The sequence below is a fragment of the bacterium genome (genome assembly GCA_035691305.1).
In the GTDB taxonomy this organism is placed as follows: domain Bacteria; phylum Sysuimicrobiota; class Sysuimicrobiia; order Sysuimicrobiales; family Segetimicrobiaceae; genus DASSJF01.
Map to the genome: position 1 here is coordinate 21962 of DASSJF010000068.1, position 14840 is coordinate 36801.

A 14840-nucleotide genomic window follows, 5' to 3' on the forward strand; every position below is an offset into this window, starting at 1 on the left:
ATGATCTAGTTGCGCTCTGGACGTTGCGGGGTGAGCGGTAGCAGCAGAACCTGCGAGGCGAGTTCCGCCTCCATTTGTTTGCGTGCCTTCAGGGCCTGGATTTCTTCCACGAGACGGTCGACGTCCGCGACGCGCCGGTAGACGGAGGCAAACCGAACGTAGGCGACGTCGTCGAGCCGACGGAGCCCCTCGATCACGCTGTCCCCGATTTCCCGGCTCTTGATCTCGGTCCCCTGCTCGAGCGCGCGGCGTTCGATCTCATCGGCGATCTGCTGGAGCGCCGAGTCCTTGACCGGCCTGCCTTCGCACGCCAGCCTCAGACCTCGCAGGATCTTAGCCCGCTCGAACCGCTCCCGCCGCCCGTTCCGCTTGATGACGTGAAGGGCGAGCCGCTCGACGCGCTCGAATGTCGTGAAGCGCCGGTGACAGGACTCGCACTCCCGCCGCCGCCGAATCCCTTCGCCTTCGTCGGCCGGTCTGGAGTCGAAGACCCTGGTCTCTTTGGCTCCGCAGTATGGACAGCGCACGGACGTTCGACCTTCTGACTAGATTTAGCGCGAAAGGAATCATAGCATACTACATATTGTATCTCAAGGACGAAGAGACCCGGAATAGGCCCTTATTCGTCTGATTTCCAGGTACGCCGGCAGCAGCGCGCAAGGCGGCCATTGATTGTTGGTCTTCCGGAGGAGGCTGCGGGATGGGTCCCGAGGACGCGTCTGCGCTTCGTTTCTCTCGTCCGCACAAAAACGAGTCATTCCACGCGCAGGAGCTCGAAAAAGTCCGCTGAACGCTCGCAGGACCATGTCGCGGCCGAGGACCACCGGCGCAGAGCCGCCAGACGGGGAGACCGCTCCGGGCCGACACACGAGCCCGAGTTGGGCCGACGCGTTGTCGTCCGGGACACCGTCGCGCCCGAGCGAATCTTCACGGCACCCGCGCCCTCGCGCCTATCGGCTCATCGTCGCGTTGTCGATCATCGCCGCCCTCCTGTTCCCAGCTCTGGTGCTCGCTCCGCCCGCCTACCGCGACGGCCGGCTGCTCCTGCCGTTCCTCGGGTTGGCGCTGCTGTGGATTACCGTGGTCTGCGTGGGCGCCATCGCGATCCTCCGGCGGCTCTCCGGTCCCCGGAGGGCGCATGTTCGCCGGCCTCAGTCCCGCGAAGAGAAGCGTCTCGCTCGGACCGGGGTGTTCATCGCATTCTTAGCCGTCCTCCTGCGGCCGAACATGCCCCGCGCCGCGTGGCTGTGGCTGTGGGCCGGCTGCGCGGTGTTGGCGGCGGCCCTGGCGGTTGACGCGATGAGGCGCGCACCGGCGGGCGAACGCCGCTACATCACGTTCGCCGTGTACGGCGTGATCGCCGCCCTGGTCCTCGGAGTTCCGGTGGAGTCGCTGCCGGCGCAGTTCCGGCGAGGCGCCGTTCGTCGTCGCCGCGATCGGAATCGCCGTAGGGGTCCTGATGATGCTCAACGCGGCACGCCATGGAGAGGCGTCCGCCGCCGAAGAACCGGCCGGCCGAGGTCCGGGGGTTACGTCCGGAAGATGACCGATTCCCGGCTCATCATGGCAACGGCCAGTTCGACCGCGAGCGCGGCATAGAACGCGCACGACACCGCCGCGAGCACCAGGTGCCCCCAGTTCGTGGTGCCGAGCAGCAGTTCGCGAAAGCCGAAGAACGTGTTCAAGACCGGCAGCAGATACGCCCACGTAGTCGTCTGCCACTCCGTGATGTACTGCACGGCGAGGGCCGGCAGCACGGTGATGAAGTAGAGCGGCGTGATGAACTGCTGGGCCTCGCGCGGCGACTTGGCGTAGATGCTCATGGCGAGCTCCACGCCGCTCATCAGCGCGGCGAACAAGACGGCGACCCCCAGCATCACGATGCCGGTGCCGACCGGAAGGCTCACGTCGAGCTTCTGCGAGGAGTGCAGCACATACGGGTAGCCCCAGCGGAGGCTGACCATCATCGTGATCACGACGACGATCACCGCGCCCACGGACGCGGTGAGCACAGACAGGAACTTGCCGACGACGACCGCCTCGCGCGACGGCGGCGTCACCAGCAGCGACTCGAGGGTCCCCCGTTCCTTTTCGCCCGCGGCCTGGTCCACGGCGAGCGACATCCCGCCGACCGTCGCCCACATCGCGATGAAGAACGGCAGCAGGCTGGCGAGCAGCAGGCCGGAAAGCTGCCGCTGCGTCGCCACGTTGTGCTCGTCGAGCACAACGGGAAGCAGGTCCCGCGGGTTGATGCGGCGCGCGATCAGCCGCCGGGCCACGACCTCCTGACTGTACCGGGAGATCAAGTCGACGACGCGCGCGCGGGCCGCGACACTCTCGGGGTTGCTCGCGTCGTACAGCACCCCCGCGTGGGGCTGCCGGTCCTTCGCCACCAGACTCTCGAAGTTCTTCGGCAGTTCGAGGACGGCGAGCACCCGCCGGTCTTTGAGCGCCTTGACGGCGTCGCCGGTGTGCACCGGCGTGACGAGCTTCGTCGTGTAGGCGAGATGAATGAGGTTCGGCGCGTCGCCCTGAATCGCGACCTGGGGCGTCGCCGTCTTGATCTGCTGCGCCTGGCGCTGCTCGAGGTACGGGATGCCGAGCGTGACGACCGGCATGATCAGCGCCGGCAGCACGATGGTGACCAACAGGCTGCGCCGGTCGCGGAACGCCTCGAGCGTCTCTTTCCAGTACACCGCGCGGATCCAGGCGCCGGTTTCCTGCGACCGCGACTGCGCCGCGCGGTCACCGCGGGCGCCCCGCACCCAAAACCACGCGGCCCGGATCATCGGACGATACTCTGCTCGACCATCGCCATGAAGATCTCTTCCAGGTCTTGGCCGGTGTCGGCCTTGAGCTGCTCGAGCTCGCCCTCGGCGCGTATGCGGCCGCCCGCGATGATCGCGACGCGGTCGCACAAGCGCTCCGCTTCTTCCATCATATGGGTGGAGAGAATGACGCACCGGCCCTCTGCCTTGAACCGGAGAACGAAGTCCCGCACCGACCGCGCGGAGATCACGTCGAGCCCCGAGGTCGGCTCGTCGAGAAACACCACGCGCGGGTTGTGGATCAGCGCGCGTGCAACGTTCACCTTCTGCTTCATGCCTTTGCTGTAGGTGTCGCTGAGCCGGTCGAGGTGCGGCGTCAGCTCGAGGGCGTCGGCGATCTCGACGATCCGCCGCTCAAGGTCTCGACCGACAAGGCCGTACAGCCGGCCGGCGTACCGGATCGCCTCGCGCCCGGTCAGGCGGCCGTAGACCCCGGCGTTCTCCGGCAGCACGCCGATCGCGCGGCGCACCTCTTCGGGCTCCCGCACGACGTCGTAGCCGGCGATCCGCGCGGTGCCGGACGTGGGCCGCAGAATCGTCGTGAGCATCCGGATCGTCGTCGTCTTGCCGGCGCCGTTCGGGCCCAGCAGGCCGAAGACTTCGCCGGAGTAGCAGGTGAAGGACACGCCGCGGACGGCGTGATAGCTGCGAAACTTCTTCTGCAAATTTTGGGCCTCGACGAGCGGTCGTCCCTCGCCCGATCCGTCGAGGATCGCGGACTCGCGGCGCTGGACCGGCGAGGTGACGCTCATGCTAGAAGAAACCCAGCCGCACCGCGCTCAGGACGAAGACCGGTACGAGGAGGAGCGCCGTCGCGATGTGCGCGGGACTCGCCGGCGAGACGTCGTCCAGCGGTCCCGGGTGCCCGCGCCGGATCATGAAGAACACCAGCACGCTCATCAGCCAGTAGCCGAAGACGATCCCCACGGCGACGGCGACGTAGGAAAGAATGAGGTGCCAGCGGGCGCCGAAGACGGCCCGCGTCACGTGTCCGCCGTCCAGCATGCTGGCCGGCAGCAGGTTGAGCGCGGTGACGAGCAGGCCCACCCATCCCGCGAACGCCATCGGATGAATGATGACGTCGGCCGTCGCGGCCGGATGCAGCAGCCGTCCGATCAGCAAGTCGACCAGGAGCGGCGTCGGCACCGCGACCAACGCGCACCCGCGGGCCACGATTGCCGCGTGCGGGATCACGAGCGAGTGCTGCACCCCGTAGAGCAGAATCGGAATCGCGACGACGAAGCCCGCCAGCGGCCCGCTCGCCCCGAGTTCGATCAGCGCGTCGCGGTTCGGCGCGGGCGTGCGCGTGAAGATCACCGCGCCGAGCGTCCCGATTGCGAGACCCGGCAGCGGCGGCATCGGGATGAAGAACGGGAGACTCGCGTCGATGCCTCGCCAGATCGACACCACCTTGTGTCCCATCTCGTGACAGAACAGGATCGCCATCAACGAGAGTGCAAACGCGATCCCGCCCGGCACGGGCGCGAGCAGCCCCGGCACACACGAGCCGCGCGCGTCCAGGTACCCTGCGACGAACGTCGTGGCCAGCGTCGCGGCGAAGAGCAGCACCGGCCACCGCCACGCGGTCGGCGCCGCCGCCGGCTTCGACGCCAGCAGGATCACGGTCTCCCCGTCGTGGCGCCGCATCAGCGGCAGCACGCCGAGACCGCTCAGGCGTTCGCGAAGCTCCAGGAACCGGGCCTTGCGGTCCGGCCCCGGCATGATCGTGAACGCCGGGCGGCCGTTCTGGAACCAGACTTCCTGGACGGGGAACGACGCTTCAACAGCCGCGCGGGCGGCGGCGAAATGCTCGGGACTCACCACCATACGGCTAAGCGTACCACCGCGCGCGGGCAGACGAAAGAACGCCCCCGTTCGGGCGTGTTATACCCTACTTGGCCGTCCTGGCGTCGCACGGCGCCGGGCCGTCGCGCAGCGGCGCCGAAAACACGAGGGCGGCCCGCAGGCCGCCCCCGCTCCCGCTGTGTCTCCGACCGAGACTATCGCTTCCGGAGAAAAGCCGGAATGTCGAGGTCGTCCAGGCCGAGCCGGGCGCTCTCTCTGACCGAGCCGCCGTTCGCCCCCGCGGCGACCGCGGCCGCCGCCGGCTGCATCGCCTCCTCGGTATCGAGCCGCTTCGCCTCGAACCCGGTCGCGATCACGGTGATCCGGACTTCACCGTCGAGTCGCTCGTCGATCACGGCACCGAAGATGATGTTGGCCTCGGGGTCGGCGGCCTTCTGGACGACCGCCGCCGCCTCGTTGACCTCGTGGAGACCGAGGTCGAGGCCGCCGGTGATGTTCAACAGGAGCCCGCGCGCGCCGTCCATCGAGGTCTCGAGCAACGGACTCGAGATCGCCGCCTGGGCCGCCGTGGTCGCCCGGCCCTCGCCCGTCGCGAGGCCGATGCCGATCAGCGCCGAACCGGCCTCCGCCATGATCGTCCGGACATCGGCGAAGTCGAGGTTGATGAGGCCCGGCACCGTGATCAGGTCGGCGATACCCTGGACGCCCTGCCGCAGCACATCGTCCGCCACGCGGAAGGCCTCGACGACTGTGGCGGTTTTGTCGACCACTTGAAGCAGCCGGTCGTTCGGGATGGTGATGACGGTGTTGACGCGCTGGCGGAGATTGCGCACACCGTCGTCGGCCGCCGCTGCGCGGCGCCGACCCTCGAAGCCGAACGGCCGCGTCACGACGCCGATCGTCAGCGCGCCGAGTTCGCGGCCGATCTGCGCGACCATCGGCGCACCGCCGGTGCCCGTGCCGCCGCCCATGCCCGCGGTGACGAACACCATGTCCGCGCCCTCGAGCGCCTCGACGAGATCCTCGCGGCTCTCTTCGGCGGCCTGCCGGCCGATCTCCGGATCGCCGCCGGCACCCAGCCCGCGCGTCACCTTGCCGCCGATGTGGATCTTGCGGTCGGCGTTGCTGAGCGCAAGCGCCTGCGCATCGGTGTTGATGGCGATGAACTCGACGCCGCGGAGCCCGGCGCTGATCATGCGGTTCACCGCGTTGCTGCCGCCGCCGCCCACGCCAACAACCTTGATCGCGGCGTAGCGCCGAAGATCCCGCTCTAGGTTCGCCACCCTCACCCCTCCCGCCGGTTCGGGGATGCCGTCCCCGGCACGCGCCGTCGGTAGTGCCGCCCCGAGCCGTTCTGAGATCATCCGCTGGACCGGATGCCACCGTTTCTCGGTCATAGTCGCCGCCTCGTCTGTGTCAGGTTGGATTGCGCCCGTGTGGTGCGTCCGCTGCTGCGTCGTGACGGCCGTGCGTCATCCCTCCGCCCTTTCACCCCCCGTGCGCGAACTCGCGGAACCACTGCCGGAGCCGGCCGAACATGTGGCCGTCGCCATTCGTGGCCCGCACCATGCGCCCCGGCCCGCGTTGACGCGCGGCGTGCAGGACGAGTCCGACGCCGGCCGCATAGACGGGACTGCCCACCGTGTCGGCCATGCTGCCTGCCATGTCGGGCGTGCCGACGCGCGCCGGCATGTCGAGCTTCTCCGAGGCCGCCTCGGCGAGACCATGCAGCAACGCCCCGCCGCCGGTCGCGACCACACCGGCCGGAACCATCTGCGCGTACCCGGACCGCTTGATCTGCGCCTTGATCATGCTACAGATCTCGTCGAGCCGCGGCTCGATAATCTCGCCGAGCACGCGGCGCGGCAGGATGCGCGGCTCCCGCGTCCCGATGTGGAACACCTCGATCAGCTCGCCCTCCGACGCCATCGACGCGCTGGCGCAGCCGTGGCGGATCTTGAGCTTCTCCGCTTCGGCGATCGGCGTGCGGAGGCCGACCGCGACGTCGTTGGTCACGTGGTTGCCGCCCACCGGGAGCACGGTCGCGTGGCAAAGGCTGCCGCCCGCGAACACGCCGATGCTGGTCGTGCCGCCGCCGATATCGACGAGCACGACGCCGAGGTCCCGTTCGGCCTGGGTCAAGACCGCTTCGCCCGAAGCGAGCGGCTCGAGCACGAGATCGTCGACCTCGAGCCCGGCGCGCTGGATGCACTTCAAGAGGTTGGCGAGGAGGGTGCTCGCGCCGGTGACGATATGCGCCTCCACCTCAAGGCGCAGGCCGTACATGCCGACCGGATTGTGGACGCCGTCCTGGCCGTCCACGAGAAAGTCGCGCGGCAGCAGGTGGATGATCTCGCGGTCGCTGCCGGGAATCGCGGCCATGCGCGCGGCCTCGACGACACGGGCGACGTCGGCCTCGCCGATCTCCTTGTCCGCGCGCGAGACGGCGACTACGCCGCGGCTGTTCTGGGAGGCGATGTGCTCGCCCGACACGGCGACGAGCGCCTGGGCCGCTTTGATGCCGGCCATGCGCTCGGCTTTGTCGACGGCGTCTTCGATGGCACGGACGGTCGCGTCAAGGTCGACGACGACACCCTTCCGAACACCAAGAGACGGGGACGTGCCCACACCCGTGATGTGGACCTCCCCGTCTTCATCCGGTTCAGCGATGATGACACAAACCTTGGTGGTGCCGATATCCAGGCCCACCAACGGCCCCCGTCTTGCCAACGGGTGCACCTCCAGCTGCGATCCCAGCTGCGACTCAAGCTCCGATTAGCGGTAATCCGGCTTTTCCTTCAACGTTTGCGGAAGTTCTCCTGCCAAACCGCGTCAAAGCTCACCAGGACGCGAAGACGCAACCGGGGGACCGGTCCCGCCTAGTTCGGGGGGCTCGGCTTCACGATGACGCTGCCGGGGAACCGGAGGTCGACGTACTCAACGCGGATCCCCCGGGACCGGACCGCCGCGAGGACCTCGGCGGCCTGCGCGAGGCGGTCCCGCAGACCGTCGCCCGCGCCCACCCGGACGGCGATCCCGTCCCGAGTATAGAGGATGACTTCGCCCGCCTGGTCGACGCGGAGGGCGGCCACATCCGGACGGAGGTCGTTGGGGAGCGATGCGGCAACGTCCGCGCCGAGCCGCGCGTCCGCCGACGGTACGACCGTCCCGGCCTGCACTTCGCTGGGATCCAGCCGGTCCACCGTGAGGGCCGGCAGCGCCCCGGGGGTCGCGGCCGGCGCGATGGCCACGCCGTCCGAGCAGAGCAGCACGTAGCCGCCCGGCACGTGGAGGGCCGCCGCGGCGGTCCGCTCGCGGACGGTGACGAAGACGCGGTCCGGGAACAGCACGCTCACCGACGCGGCGGCGATGCGCGGATCCTGCCGCAGATCGTCCAGGACGCTGGATTGGTTCACGGTAAAGATGCTCCCCCCGGTTCTGACGCCGGCGCGGGAAAGGATTTCCGACACGGGCACCACGCTGCTGCCGGTCACCGTGACCGACTTGACGTCGAACGCGCTCGACTTGGTGAACGAGACGACCCCGCAGAGGAACGCGATCGCCGCAAAGAACCGCAGCACCCGCTTCCCGATGGGCCGGCCTGAAGCCGCGTTTCGGGCGGCATCCGCCGTCACCCCGTTCCGCGGCGCAGCCATCAGGCGCCCTCGAACTCGCCGAGCATCTTGATCTCGGTGGCTAGATCACGGCCGGCGCGATCGCGCACGCACGCCTGCACCCGCCCGATCAGCTCCAGCACGTCGCGGGCCGTCGCGCCGCCGGCGTTGAGAATGTAGTTGGCGTGGCGGTCGCTCACCACGGCGCCGCCCACCCTCAGGCCTTTGATGCCGGCGGCGTCGATCAGCCGCCCGGCGTAGTCGCCCTCCGGATTGCGGAAGATACAGCCGGAGCTCGGCGGGCCGAGGGGCTGGCTCTCCGCGCGGGTCGCGAGCCACTCTTCGAGGCGCGCGACCGTCTCGGCCGCGGGGGCCGGGCGGAGCCGCAGCTCGCAGTCGAGCACCACGCCCGGCCGCTCTTGAAACAGGCTGTGCCGGTAGCGCAGCCCGAGATCGGCGGAGCGCCATGTCACGAGCCCGCCGGGCGTCCGCGCCCGGACCGCGATGAGGACGTCGGCCATGGAGCAGCCGTGGGCGCCGGCGTTCATCACCACCGCGCCGCCCACCGACCCGGGAATGCCGGCCGCGAACTCGAGGCCCGCGAGGCCCCGCTCCGCCGTCCGGCGGCTCAGGTGTGGCAGGCTCACGCCGCACTCCGCGTGAACGCGCGGATCGTCGTAGCGCACATGCTCCTGTCCGCGGCCGGTCTTCAGCACCACACCGCGGATTCCGCGGTCCGCGATCAGGACGTTGCTGCCGCGGCCGAGCACGACGAACGGCACGCCCTCCCCGTACAGCCAGGCGACCGCGGCGTCGAGCGACTCGAGCGTGGGCGGCAGCACGAGCACGTCGGCGGGCCCGCCGATGCGGAACGAGACGTGCCGCGCGAGCGGCTCGTTCCGGCGCACGCACCCGGGGCACAGCCGCTCGAGCGCGGCTGCCGCCGGCGCCAGGTCGACCTTGGCCATATCGTTAGCCACGTCCGGCCTCTGCCGGGAGCGGCGCGCCCCGCCGCCGCAGCCGCGCGGTCACGTCGTCGGCGACTTTCCAGATATCTCCGGCGCCGACCGTCAGGATCAGGTCGCCCGGGCGCGCCTCCGCGGCCACCAGCGCCGCGGCGTCGGCCAGCTCCGGCACAAACCGCACCGGCCGGTGCGCGCTTACGGCGCGCACGATGATGCCCGCATCCACCCCGGGAATCGGCGGCTCGTCGGCCGCATAGATCTCGGTCACGATGAGCTCGTCGACCAGGTCGAAGGCGAACGCAAAGTGGCGGCCCACCGTCTGCGTCCGCGTGTAGCGGTGGGGCTGGAAGACCACGACGATCCGCGCCGCCGGCCATCCCCGGCGGGCGGCGGCAAGGAGGGCCGCGACTTTGGTCGGGTTGTGTGCGTAGTCGTCGACGACGAGGATCCCGTCGACCTCGCCGCGGACGCTGAAGCGGCGCGTCACGCCCTCGAACGAGGCGAGTGCCGCGGCGATGACCTCTTGCGACACGCCGAGTTCGGTCGCGACCGCGAGGGCCCCGACCGCGTTCTGCGCGTTGTAGGCGCCCGGAATCCTCAAGGTGATCCTCGTCGCAGGCGCGCCGCCCCCCCGGACTTCGAGCACCGTGCGACGTCCGGACGTCTCGAGCACCCGGCCGCGGTAGGTCGGCTCGCCCTCCAGGCCGTACGTCACGGTTCGCGCGGCCCCGTCCGCGGCGAGCAAGCGGCCCCCCGGCCCGTCCGTGCACACCGCGGCGAAGCCCGACGCCGGGACGCCGCGCAGGAACTCCCGGAACGTCTCCATGACCCGCGCTTCGCTGCCGTAGAAGTCGAGATGATCCGTCGCGTCGACCGCGGTCACGACCGCGACCTGCGGCGCGATCCAGACCAGCGAGCCGTCGCTCTCGTCCACTTCCGCGACGACGTCCGGCCCGCCGCCCACGCGCGCGGTGCCGCCGAGCGAGGGAACGTCGCCGCCGACCAGCACCGTCGGATCCCGGCCGGCGCGCGCGAGGATCGCGCCCAGCATCGCCGTCGTCGTGGTCTTGCCGTGGGTGCCGGCCACACCGATCGCGTGGCGGCCGCGCATCAGATCCGCGAGCATTCGCGCGCGGTGCACGAGCGGGATGCCGTGCCCGACCGCGGCCCGCACCTCGACGTTGTCGTCCGGGACCGCGCGGCTGACGATCACAAGCTGCGCGCCCTCGACGTGCCGCGCCGCGTGCCCGACGTGGACCTCCGCGCCCTCGGCCCGCAGCCGCCGGGTCGTATCGCTCTCGCGCAGATCCGACCCGGAGACGACGCAGCCGCGCGCAAGGAGCACGCGGGCGATCGCGCTCATCCCGCTGCCGCCGATCCCCACGAAGTGGATGTGCGCGCCTCTGACCGCGAGCGCTGCCGCCGTCATGCGCGGGATTCTTTCGACACCGCCGCCTCGCTGCCGCCGCGCACGCGCTCCACCAGCGCCAGCACGCGGTCGGCGGCGTCGGGCCGTCCGAGCGCCCTCGCCCGGCCGGCCATGGCGTCGCGCCGGCCGGGCGCGTCCAAGATCTCCGCCACCGTCCGGGCGAGCGCCGTCCCGTCGAGGGTGGCATCGTCGAGGAGCACCGCGGCGCCCGCCCGGATGAGGGGCGCGGCATTCTCGGCCTGGTGACCGTCGGCCGCGTACCGGTACGGTACCAGCACCGCGGGCAGGCCGCACGCGGTAATCTCCGCGAGCGCGGTCGCCCCGCAGCGGCTGATGACGAGGTCCGCGCAGGCGTACGCGAGGCCGATCTGATCGAAGTACGGAACCCGCACGTGCCGGAGGCCCGCGGCGACGGTTTCGTTCGAGACGGCTGTGCGATCAAACTCGCCGATTTCACGGCCCTGCCAGCCGCGGCCGGTCTGGTGCAGGATCTGAAGGTCCCGGCGGCCAGCCAGCGACAGCGCCATCTCATCCGCCGCGGCGTTGAGGCGGGCCGCGCCCTGGCTGCCGCCGATCACGAGCACGGTCCGCCGCGCCGGATCGAGCCCGAACGCCCGCAGTCCCTCGCCCCTCGGCGTCGAGAAAACCTCGGAGCGCACCGGCAGGCCCGTGACGAGTGCCCGGCCGCCTCCGACCCGCGCCGCGGCGTCGTCCGACGTGACCGCGACCGCGCGGGCGAACCGCGCGAGAAAGGCGTTCGCGCGCCCGAGGGCCGCGTTGCCTTCGAGCAGCACGACCGGCACCCGCCACAGCCAGGCCGCCAGCACCGGGGGCGCCGCGGCGATCCCGCCCGTCGCGACGACCGCGTCCGGCTGGAAGCGCGCGACGATCGCGAGCGCCTGCGCCAGCGAGACGGCGCCGGTCACGATCGCCACCGCCGCGCGAACCGGCGCGCGGCTGCGGGGCGGCCGCACCGCGAGGCCCGCGAACGGCAGCCCCGCGGACGGAACGAGCGCGGCCTCCATGCCCGTGGCGCTGCCGGCGAAGAGCAGCCCGGCGTCGGGGTCGCGACGCCTCAGCGCTTGGGCCAGCGCCAGCGCGGGGTACACGTGGCCGCCGGTACCGCCGCCGGCCAGCAGGAGGTTCATCCGCGCGCCCAGGCGGAGTGCCGGCGGAGGATCGCGCGGCGCGATTTCGTGGTGACGACTTCCTCGTCGGGACGCGCGTACTGGGAAACGTTCAGGAGGATGCCGATCGCGATGTCGTTCAGCACGAGCGACGAGCCGCCGAAGCTGATGAAGGGCAGCGGCACGCCGGTGATCGGAAGCGAGCCGGAGACGACCCCGATGTTGAGGACCGCCTGGCCGACCAGCATCGTCGTCAGCCCCGAGACGAGCAGCGAGCCGTAGCGGTCCGGACAGCGCGTCGCGATCCGGTAGCCCCATACGGCGAGCAGGATGAACAGCACGATGACGCAGACGCTGCCGATCAGGCCCAGTTCCTCGCCGATGATCGCGAAGATGAAGTCGGTGTGGCGCTCGGGCAGGTAGAAGAACTTCTGCCGGCTGTGGCCGAGGCCGAGCCCGAGCAGGCCGCCCGAGCCGATCGCGAGCAGCGACTGGATGATGTGAAAGCCGCTGCCGCGCGGGTCGCGCCAGGGGTGAAGGAACGCGGCCATCCGCTGGCTGCGGTACCCCGCCTTGAAGATAACCGCGAGCACCGCGGGCACGGCGAGCGCGCCGGCCGCGGCGAGGTGCCGCAGCCGCGCGCCGGCCACGAACAGCATCACGAACGCGATGATCACGAGGATCAGCGCCGACCCGAGGTCCGGCTGTCTCAAAATCGGCACCGCCATGAGCCCGAGTATCACGAGCGGCGGTACGAGCCCGGCCCCGAATTCGCGCGTGCGCGGGCCGCGGTTCGCGAGGAAGTGCGCGAGATACAGGATCAGCGCGAGCTTCGCGAGCTCGGCGGGCTGGAAGTTGAGCGGGCCGCCGAGCGAAATCCACCGCCGCGCTCCGCCGGCGACGCGGCCGACGTGCGGCACCAGCACGAGGACGAGCGTCGCGAGCGTCACGAGCAGCAGCGGAAACGTGAGGCGCCTGAGGCGCACGTAGTGGATGCGCCACGCAACCGACATGCCGGCGAGCCCGAGCAGCTCGTACAGCAGCTGGCGCTTCAGGAACCACGTGCCGTCGTGGTACTGCGCCTGCGCGGCGACCGAACTCGCGCTGTACACCATGACGATCCCGATGCACGTGAGCAGCAGCACGATCGTGAAAAGGCCCCACGCGGCGCCCCGCCGGTGGATCAGGTCCACGACCGGCCTCCGCCCGGGGAGCCCCCGGCCGACGCGCGCGCCACCGCGTCGACGAGCGTTCGAAAGTGCTCGGCGCGGTGCCGGTAGTCGCGGTACTGATCGAAGCTTTCGCACGACGGCGACAGGCTGACGGCGTCGCCCGGGCGGGCCATGGCGCGCGCCGCGGGGACCGCCTCGTCGAGCGTCGTGCACCGCACGACGGGCGCGATCACGCCGGCGGCCGCGATCGCCTCCGCGAGGAGGGGCGCCATCGCGCCGAAGAGGACGACGCCGCGCACGTCCTGCGCGGCGAGGGCGTCGGCGACCGGCGCGAAGTCCCGCGCCGACGCGTTGCGGCGCATCCCGCCCGCCAGCAGCACGAGCGGCCGGTCGAAGGCGCGCACCGCCGCCGCCGCCGCCGCCGGGTTGGTGGCGAGCGAGTCCTCGTAGTAGCGGACCCCGTCGACCTCCGCGATGAGCGCGAGGCGGTGCGGGAGGCCCCGAAACTCGCGCAGCACGGCGCCGATCGCGCCGGCGTCCGCGCCCGCGACCCGCGCCGCGAGCGACGCGGCCAGCGCGTTCTCGAGCGTGTGGGCGCCGGGCGACTGCAGCCGCGCGTCCGCGATCCGCTCCTCCCGTCCGTCCAGGCGCAGCGTGATCTGGCCGCCGGCGATACAGGCGCCCTCCTCGACCGGTCCGGTCCGGCTCCAAAACAGCACCCGCCCCCGCGCGCCGGCCGCAAACCCTCGCGTCACCGGGTCGTCCGCGTTCAAGAGTGCCCAGTCCCGCGGCGCCTGGTGCGCGAGGATGCGCCGCTTCGTCTCGGCGTACGCCTCGAACGAGCCGTGGTCGTCGAGGTGGTGCGCGGCGACGTTCGTGACCACCGCCACGTGCGGGCTGTGCCCCAGGCCGACCAACTGCCGGTTGCTGATCTCGACGACCAGCACGGCCTCCGGCGTCACCTCGTTCAGGCGGTACAGGATCGGCACGTGCGTCCGGTCGTTGCCGGTCTCGAACGTCGCGCGGCCGCTGCGCGCGAGCATCGTCGCGGCGAGGCGCACGACCGTGAACTTGCCGTTCGTGCCGGTGACGCCGACGATCGGGCACGGCACGGTCTCGAAGAACAGCGCCGTCATGCTGCTGAGCGGCACGCCGCGCTCGCGCGCGCGCCGCACCGGCTCGTTCTCGGGATGCCGGAACCACGCCTGGGTCACGTAGATGATCTCGGCCGAGGCGATGCCCTCAAGGTAGCGGTCGCCGAAGCAGCGCGCGATCGGCGCCCGCAGGAGGCGGTCGAGGGCCGCGGTCTGCTCGTCCGGCGTCATCCATTGGTGGTTCCGGCGGAACGCGGCCGGGAACGCCTCCACCCCGGCCAGGTCGTGGGCCGTGAGCGTGGTGATGCCGTGCGCCAGCAGAAAATCGGCGACGGTCGAACCCTCGGTGCCGGAGAGCCCCAGCACGTGGACGCGGCGGCCGCGCAGCCGTGCGAGCACGCCGTCGTTCACGGCCGCAGCCCCATGCCGACCGCCGCCAGCAGCGCCCCGCAGAGCCAGAAGCGCACGACGGTCTGCGTCTCCGTCCAGCCGCAGAGTTCGAAGTGGTGGTGCAGCGGGCTCATCCGGAACAGCCGGCGGCCGCCGGTGCTCTTGAACCACGCCACCTGCAGCATCACCGACAGCGCCTCCGCGACGGCGACGCCGCCCACGATCAGCGTCAACACTTCCCGCTTCGAGAGTACCCCGGCGACGGCCAGCGCCGCGCCGAGCCCGAGGGAGCCGACGTCGCCCATGAAGACGCCGGCGGGGTGCGCGTTGTGCCAGAGGAAGCCGAGCGCCGCGCCGCCCGTCGCCGCGGCGATTACCGCGGCCGGGCCCGCGCCCGCGGCCGCGGCCGGGCCCG

13 protein-coding genes are annotated in these 14840 nt (G+C 71.1%); all 13 read right to left on the reverse strand.

Going from position 1 to position 14840, the window contains the following annotated elements; all coding sequences use genetic code 11:
• Positions 1–5: 5 nt before the first annotated feature.
• Positions 6–527 carry a transcriptional regulator NrdR gene (gene nrdR, locus VFL28_12400; protein HET7265463.1) on the reverse strand — a complete coding sequence of 174 codons (522 nt, stop codon included), beginning with the start codon at positions 525–527 and terminating at the stop codon, positions 6–8.
• A 1002-nt stretch (positions 528–1529) separates the two neighbouring features.
• A complete protein-coding gene (locus VFL28_12405) occupies positions 1530–2789 on the reverse strand; it encodes an ABC transporter permease subunit (protein ID HET7265464.1) in 1260 nt (419 codons plus the stop codon).
• Entirely contained in the window at positions 2786–3580 is a 795-nt protein-coding gene (locus VFL28_12410) for an ABC transporter ATP-binding protein (GenBank protein HET7265465.1), read from the reverse strand. Before VFL28_12410 ends, VFL28_12405 begins: the two co-directional genes overlap by 4 nt.
• Before the next feature lies 1 nt (position 3581).
• Positions 3582–4655 (reverse strand): site-2 protease family protein, encoded by a 1074-nt coding sequence (locus VFL28_12415; protein ID HET7265466.1) that lies wholly within the window; start codon positions 4653–4655, stop codon positions 3582–3584.
• A 173-nt stretch (positions 4656–4828) separates the two neighbouring features.
• Positions 4829–5917, reverse strand: coding sequence for a cell division protein FtsZ (gene ftsZ / locus VFL28_12420; protein HET7265467.1), 1089 nt, complete (start codon positions 5915–5917; stop codon positions 4829–4831).
• A gap of 205 nt (positions 5918–6122) precedes the next feature.
• Complete coding sequence (gene ftsA / locus VFL28_12425; GenBank protein ID HET7265468.1) at positions 6123–7343, reverse strand: cell division protein FtsA; 1221 nt, start codon at positions 7341–7343, stop codon at positions 6123–6125.
• Between the two features lie 170 nt (positions 7344–7513).
• Positions 7514–8290, reverse strand: coding sequence for an FtsQ-type POTRA domain-containing protein (locus VFL28_12430; GenBank protein ID HET7265469.1), 777 nt, complete (start codon positions 8288–8290; stop codon positions 7514–7516).
• Positions 8290–9228: a UDP-N-acetylmuramate dehydrogenase gene (gene murB, locus VFL28_12435; protein HET7265470.1), complete on the reverse strand. Its 939-nt coding sequence runs from the start codon at positions 9226–9228 to the stop codon at positions 8290–8292. Before murB ends, VFL28_12430 begins: the two co-directional genes overlap by 1 nt.
• Positions 9221–10642 carry a UDP-N-acetylmuramate--L-alanine ligase gene (murC, locus tag VFL28_12440; GenBank protein ID HET7265471.1) on the reverse strand — a complete coding sequence of 474 codons (1422 nt, stop codon included), beginning with the start codon at positions 10640–10642 and terminating at the stop codon, positions 9221–9223. The genes murB and murC overlap by 8 nt, the downstream gene beginning before the upstream one ends.
• On the reverse strand, positions 10639–11790 hold the full coding sequence (gene murG, locus VFL28_12445; GenBank protein HET7265472.1) for an undecaprenyldiphospho-muramoylpentapeptide beta-N-acetylglucosaminyltransferase: 1152 nt from the start codon (positions 11788–11790) through the stop codon (positions 10639–10641). Before murG ends, murC begins: the two co-directional genes overlap by 4 nt.
• Positions 11787–12962, reverse strand: a complete 1176-nt coding sequence (gene ftsW / locus VFL28_12450) for a putative lipid II flippase FtsW (protein HET7265473.1) — start codon at positions 12960–12962, stop codon at positions 11787–11789. Before ftsW ends, murG begins: the two co-directional genes overlap by 4 nt.
• A complete protein-coding gene (gene murD, locus VFL28_12455) occupies positions 12953–14446 on the reverse strand; it encodes a UDP-N-acetylmuramoyl-L-alanine--D-glutamate ligase (protein ID HET7265474.1) in 1494 nt (497 codons plus the stop codon). Before murD ends, ftsW begins: the two co-directional genes overlap by 10 nt.
• The coding region (gene mraY, locus VFL28_12460; GenBank protein HET7265475.1) for a phospho-N-acetylmuramoyl-pentapeptide-transferase at positions 14443–14840 on the reverse strand (398 nt) is incomplete at its 5' end. The genes murD and mraY, both read right to left, overlap by 4 nt.

What these genes read in the sequence shown, in the direction of transcription:
- VFL28_12405 (HET7265464.1), bottom strand. Translation starts at nt 2,789, where the DNA reads ATGATCCGGGCCGCGTGGTTTTGGGTGCGGGGCGCCCGCGGTGACCGC.
- VFL28_12410 (HET7265465.1), bottom strand. Translation starts at nt 3,580, where the DNA reads ATGAGCGTCACCTCGCCGGTCCAGCGCCGCGAGTCCGCGATCCTCGAC.
- VFL28_12415 (HET7265466.1), bottom strand. Translation starts at nt 4,655, where the DNA reads ATGGTGGTGAGTCCCGAGCATTTCGCCGCCGCCCGCGCGGCTGTTGAA.
- VFL28_12430 (HET7265469.1), bottom strand. Translation starts at nt 8,290, where the DNA reads ATGGCTGCGCCGCGGAACGGGGTGACGGCGGATGCCGCCCGAAACGCG.
- murC (HET7265471.1), bottom strand. Translation starts at nt 10,642, where the DNA reads ATGACGGCGGCAGCGCTCGCGGTCAGAGGCGCGCACATCCACTTCGTG.
- murG (HET7265472.1), bottom strand. Translation starts at nt 11,790, where the DNA reads ATGAACCTCCTGCTGGCCGGCGGCGGTACCGGCGGCCACGTGTACCCC.